Source organism: Halorubrum halophilum (genome assembly GCF_000739595.1).
GTDB lineage: Archaea > Halobacteriota > Halobacteria > Halobacteriales > Haloferacaceae > Halorubrum > Halorubrum halophilum.
The window spans coordinates 1-5,006 of sequence record NZ_BBJP01000043.1 but is presented as its reverse complement, the minus strand read 5'-3'; the positions used below and the strand labels follow the sequence as shown (position 1 = coordinate 5,006).

Below are 5,006 nucleotides of genomic sequence, written 5' to 3'. Positions count from 1 at the left end.
TACTGTGCTTGGTTCTACTTAAGGGTGGGGCGGCGCGTCGTATATCCGCGCTGCCGTCGATAATGGGTCGTTGCAGCGTTCTCGCATTCACGACCGGAGGAAACGCCTGGAATCTCTCCTCGTAGAAAGATCGTGTCAGCGTTGTCGGATTCACTCCCGGCGTAAACGCCGGGATTCTCTCCTCGTAGAAAGATAGGCGATCCACTCTCGTTAACCAACATCTGGTGATGGGAACCGGTAGGTGTTGGTTAAGACCGCTTCAACGTTGAGAGGGTCACAGCCTCGGAGGATGGAATTGATGCGTGCCTTCTGTTCGATTCGTCTGTTCTGAATCAAAATCGAGCTGATCTCTCGCGTCGGCTCTGCGCTGGTTCCGCTTCTGGAATATCCCAGACGTCGAGTTCTCTGACCGGCAGAACGTACGCCTTAGGTGGATTTCAGTTTCGTCCGTTCGGTCGCTCGACACCCTCGGCGGCCGTGATTTCGTCTGTTTTCTCGACTTCGGCGAACAGTTCTCGGTACGCATCGGGCTCAAAGAGGTTGTTTCGGTCGAACAGCTCGCGGGCGGCGTCGGTCAACTGAAAGAACCGGTACGGCTGACCCCGTTCGAGCCCCTCACGATCCTGTTCGATGGCCTCGATCAGTCCCACTTCTTCCAGCCGGATGAGGTGGTCGGTGAGCGTCGACGCTGCGATACTCGGATTGTAGTATTCGAGTTCCTTCTTCGAGGGCGCGCCTTTCGGGTGACCGACGATTGTCCCGATGATATTCGCACGGGTCGTGTCGTCGAGGACACTAAACGCTGCGATCGGATCGAGTCCGGCCGAACTCTCGGCTGGCGTGAGCGGGGTGGCGTCGGGCCGGGACATTGTGTCTCTGTGTTTCTCTCCCGATCGGATAACCATTTCGGTGAAACTCGAATTGATGCCCAAAGTGATTGCGTATTCCACTTCCAGTCGTATTTCCGTGCCGTTAGGTGGCGGTGGTGAATGAGGCCCAGTATGAACAACGACGACGCTACCCGTGCAGTCATCGATAAATTGGGTGAACAGCCGGGCGAGACGCTCACACCCGAACGGGTCGAGGCGATCCAGACCGCGATGCACGAGGACCTCGGACGATTCATTAACAACACGTCCTACTTTGTTCTCGGTTCCTACAATGAGGAGGAGCGGCCACGATTGGAGGCTGTTCGCGACCAACTCGCGATCGATGCCGCAGCCTCGAACTCCGATGATGGGGTCGACGCGTTCCTGATGGACGATATTCTGGACATCTCGGAGTTCTTCACGTCGAAATTCAAGCTACTGGTCAGCTACGCGGACCATATCGTGGGGGTGTACGAACATTCCCAAGGCGGGCACGCGTGGGAAGCGGGTTACATCGATCAGCCGACCTATCGAAAACGGACGCGGGCCTTCTATCGAACTTACGAGACTGAGGAGGAACAGTACGCGGCCTACGACGGGATGTTCGCACACTATCTCCTCTCGATGGAGCGCGTGGACCGTGCGTACACGTGGACGACGCCAAAGGAACTTCGTGATTGTGTGGCGGACGCCTACGCACCCGATTGATGCCGATTCAATCCAAAACTGACTCATCCTCGAAGACCGTGAATTCCCACAATCTTGATGGATAGATATTGATGCGTTCCTTTCATTCGACATTATCCATATTGTCGGCTCTGTTGAAATCCTCTGCTGGTGACACATTTCCGGAACACGGCGGTGACGCCTACGTCTGTTTAGACTACGGAGGGATCCGAATCTGTCTCTTATTGAGGGTTTAAACAGAAGCAAAAAATTATAGATCCAACACACCAGCACAGTTTACAGAAGCACACTTTTACAGCAGCACGCTATATGTTAAACCATGCCAATGAAAATAGACGAGTTCGAAGAAGCCGGGGATGAGGAGGAACTCACCACTGGAGAGGCTATCATTACGTTTCTGCTTGAGAACGATGAGAATGCGTGGAAGCGGAGCGAGATTGCAGCGGCAATTGACCGCGATCCGAACACAGTCGCGACGAATCTCAGCCGACTAAAGAATCGCAACCTTGTCCGGCACCGAGAGAATCACTGGGCGATCACGAAGGATCGCGGACGGCTCGAAGAAGCGATTCGCTTCTCCAACGCCCTTGGTGGTCTGAATGAGGCATTTGGGCCGATCGTCGAGAATGAGGAAGACGCACGAGCATGGAATGAGTCGCAGCCTGATGAGGCACACCCCTCCGTTGTTGACGACAAGTAGAGGCGGAACGGGCTCCATTGAAGTTAACGAACTGAATTCTGACGGAGGAGGATCCCACACGGGGGATCGCTGCCAGCTCATTGCCTGACAGCGTCCATAGAAAATCCAGACCAATCAGTCTATAATTTGCTTCCATCAATTGGGCGGACACTGATCATCAGTGATGTACTGGACCACTTCGACGAAAGTGCTGTCCGAAAACCAGTTGAGCAGCCGTACTCAGAAACCTCTGTATTGACCGCAATCGGGTCAGAATGTGTCACTTGCTGAGGATTTCAACAGAGCTATATTGTCTTATTCGAGAGGTACACCAGACGATACAAGCCCGTACGCAACCGAAGATGACTATGATCGAGTCACTCCTCCGAAACTGTGGAGAGGGTAGGCCCAGTACTCAGTATAGTGTGAGACATGTGTGATTGTGGCAGACTATTTGTCCGGCTGTGTTGAATCACCATACAGCAGCGGGGTAGGCCACTAAATCAAAGGAGTTGAAGCGGGAAGATTCGGTTGCCTATGACACAGATCTCCCGCTTCATCGGGGAAGTTGTGCCGGTTGCTCAAAGAGTTACTGGCGATGGAGGCGAATCCGCCGCCCCGGACGGTGGCGGCGGATTCGCCGACTATGCACTCGTTTCCCTTCACTGTCTGCGGATTTACCTCGATTCATCGTACCGCATGACTATCGACCTGCTCAAAGAGATGCCACAAATAATCGGGGAGATCGGCCTCAACGCGGCCGATATCCCCGCACCGTCCACGTTGTGTAGGGCGTTCGACCGGATCAGCATGAGCGTCTGTTGAGTGCTGCTGCGCCAGTCGGCGCAGCTGCACGATCTCTCTGAACACGCCGCGATTGACGCCACGTTCTACGACCGCTCACCAGCCAGCCGCCACTACTGCCAGCATATCAGCTACCGCGTTCAGAAGCTCAAAGTCACAAAACTCGTCGATACAGCGTCTCAAGCCGTCCTTGACGTTCACTGCTCAACGAATCGGGAAGGAAGCGACGCAGACCTTGCTGAGCAGATCGCCCGCCGGAATGCGGGCGATCTGCGGTCTCTCGCCGCGGATAAAGGCTATGACAAGCAATCGCTTCGTGAAGGATTACGCGAGCTCGGGATCAGACCGCTGATCAAGCACCGCATCTTCGCGCCGTACGACCACGCGCACAACGCCAGAATCGACGATAACCGCTACAATCAGCGCTCTATGACCGAAACCGTGAACTCGGCTGTGAAGCGCTCGTTCGGCTTCGCCGTGCGAGCGCGGTCATGGTTCCGTGAGTTCCGCGAAATCGCGCTGATGTGTGTCGTCTATAACATCAAACGCTTCGTAAAACAGTGAATCTCTACGCCTTACAGCGATCCAACACAGCCATCTGAACCGTATCTACCGTCCAAGAACAGTGAATCGGCGTCATTTTCGTAGTCAATGCAGTAGGTTCGGCGTGGTGAACTACCCTCCCCTACTCGCTCACGGCTGACGCCGTTCGCTCCTTGAGGCGAAGCACCGACGGGGGCAGACGATGTCGTATCGGGTGAAAACAACCGGAACCATTCGTAGGAGTACTTAGTCCAGATCGTATCCCCACTCCCGCAGCGTTGCGGCGATTTCATCTGTATGTTGAAGCCCAACAAGTAATGCAGCCTCACGGAGATCGGCTTTTTTGACCTGTTCGCCAAGCTCTGACTCAAGTGTTCGCGTCGCCTCACGTTGTGTGTTGACCGTCGACTGCTGGAGGTGGAGCTGCACAGTCTGTTCACGGCCGTCAGTAATACTATTCCGCGTAAGCACCCACGGAAGGTCTCGCTGAGACGATTGGGTCACATGTTCTGTCGTAGATTGTATAGCGGTATCTGGTGTACCACCAGCTGCTGGTTCAGGTGTACTCTCGGTAGCATCGCTCTCTGTCTCTGACGTGGGCTCTGCCTCGTCGGCTGTCTCTGTACTGCTCCAATCGTCGTCGGCAGCTCCACTCTTGAAGCCACCCATCACGCCGTCACCTCTTGTTCCTCCTCATCGAATGTTCCTGGTTCAGGCGGGTTTGGAGATTCAATTCCGCCCTGAGTTTCGATAAACCGGGCGATGCGGTCAAACTGTGCAAGCGTCTCCACTTCGTAGTCACGGCGACGCTCACGGTGGGTTTGAATGTACTTGAACGCGGAACACTGCTGACGCCAACACCCCTCCATCAAGGATGTCCGGTCTCCGATGATCTCGGGGACCTCATACGGAATTGTTTCGAGCATCTCTTCCTGGTCGCGTGTGCCTTTGAACCCGATCGGTACCGCACCTAACACGCCGACGTCGATGTTGAGTTGGTCAGCAAAGTTTGTCGCGAGTTCTTCGAGTCCTTCGACAGCAGCTTGTCCCTTTGCCGATGGCTCGATCGGGAGCAGCAGGTTTCGTGTCGCGTAAATCGCGTTGTAGAGGTGTGATCCTTCGGTTGCTGGTGGATCGCAGATGAGAATATCGTATTTATCGGGGACGCCGGATTCACCGAGAACTCGTCGCAACTGTGCGTGGACATTGTATGCGTCACCAAAGTCTTCGGCTTTCTTTTGTTCTCTATCGAGATGTTGGGTAAGGTCAGATAGTGAGTTGTGTTCTGGAATAATGTCGATCCCCTCGGCCGTCTCGATGAGATCCTCGAATGGACCGCGTGGGCTCCCAACCATGTGGCGAACTAAGCTATCCGCACTGGCGTCTGCGCGATCGGTGTCAACGGCTGTGTTGAATCGCCATAC

5 protein-coding genes and 1 pseudogene are annotated in these 5,006 nt (G+C 54.7%); 3 read left to right on the top strand and 3 right to left on the bottom strand.

The window, feature by feature from the left end:
• Window positions 1-437: 437 nt before the first annotated feature.
• Window positions 438-869, bottom strand: coding sequence for a transcriptional regulator (locus tag ACP96_RS13570; protein WP_050022831.1), 432 nt, complete (start codon window positions 867-869; stop codon window positions 438-440).
• A 132-nt stretch (window positions 870-1,001) separates the two neighbouring features.
• On the opposite strand from ACP96_RS13570, the gene ACP96_RS13565 reads away from it, so the two are divergent.
• From ACP96_RS13565 to ACP96_RS13555, 3 genes and pseudogenes are all read left to right on the top strand, one after another.
• Window positions 1,002-1,577: a hypothetical protein gene (locus tag ACP96_RS13565; protein WP_050033701.1), complete on the top strand. Its 576-nt coding sequence runs from the start codon at window positions 1,002-1,004 to the stop codon at window positions 1,575-1,577.
• Window positions 1,578-1,875: 298 nt separating this feature from the next.
• A complete protein-coding gene (locus ACP96_RS13560; RefSeq protein ID WP_050033700.1) occupies window positions 1,876-2,256 on the top strand; it encodes a hypothetical protein in 381 nt (126 codons plus the stop codon).
• Between the two features lie 516 nt (window positions 2,257-2,772).
• Window positions 2,773-3,603 (top strand): annotated as a pseudogene (locus ACP96_RS13555) (IS5 family transposase).
• Between the two features lie 225 nt (window positions 3,604-3,828).
• On the opposite strand, the gene ACP96_RS19930 reads toward ACP96_RS13555, so the two are convergent.
• On the bottom strand, window positions 3,829-4,251 hold the full coding sequence (locus ACP96_RS19930; RefSeq protein ID WP_080509872.1) for a hypothetical protein: 423 nt from the start codon (window positions 4,249-4,251) through the stop codon (window positions 3,829-3,831).
• Window positions 4,251-5,006 (bottom strand): ParA family protein (locus ACP96_RS13550; RefSeq protein WP_050033699.1); only part of this gene is annotated, 756 nt, incomplete at its 5' end. The genes ACP96_RS13550 and ACP96_RS19930, both read right to left, overlap by 1 nt.

Excerpts from the sequence above, each read along its gene's own strand:
- ACP96_RS13565 (WP_050033701.1), top strand. The coding sequence starts at position 1,002 with ATGAACAACGACGACGCTACCCGTGCAGTCATCGATAAATTGGGTGAA.
- ACP96_RS13570 (WP_050022831.1), bottom strand. The coding sequence starts at position 869 with ATGTCCCGGCCCGACGCCACCCCGCTCACGCCAGCCGAGAGTTCGGCC.
- ACP96_RS19930 (WP_080509872.1), bottom strand. The coding sequence starts at position 4,251 with ATGGGTGGCTTCAAGAGTGGAGCTGCCGACGACGATTGGAGCAGTACA.
- ACP96_RS13560 (WP_050033700.1), top strand. The coding sequence starts at position 1,876 with ATGCCAATGAAAATAGACGAGTTCGAAGAAGCCGGGGATGAGGAGGAA.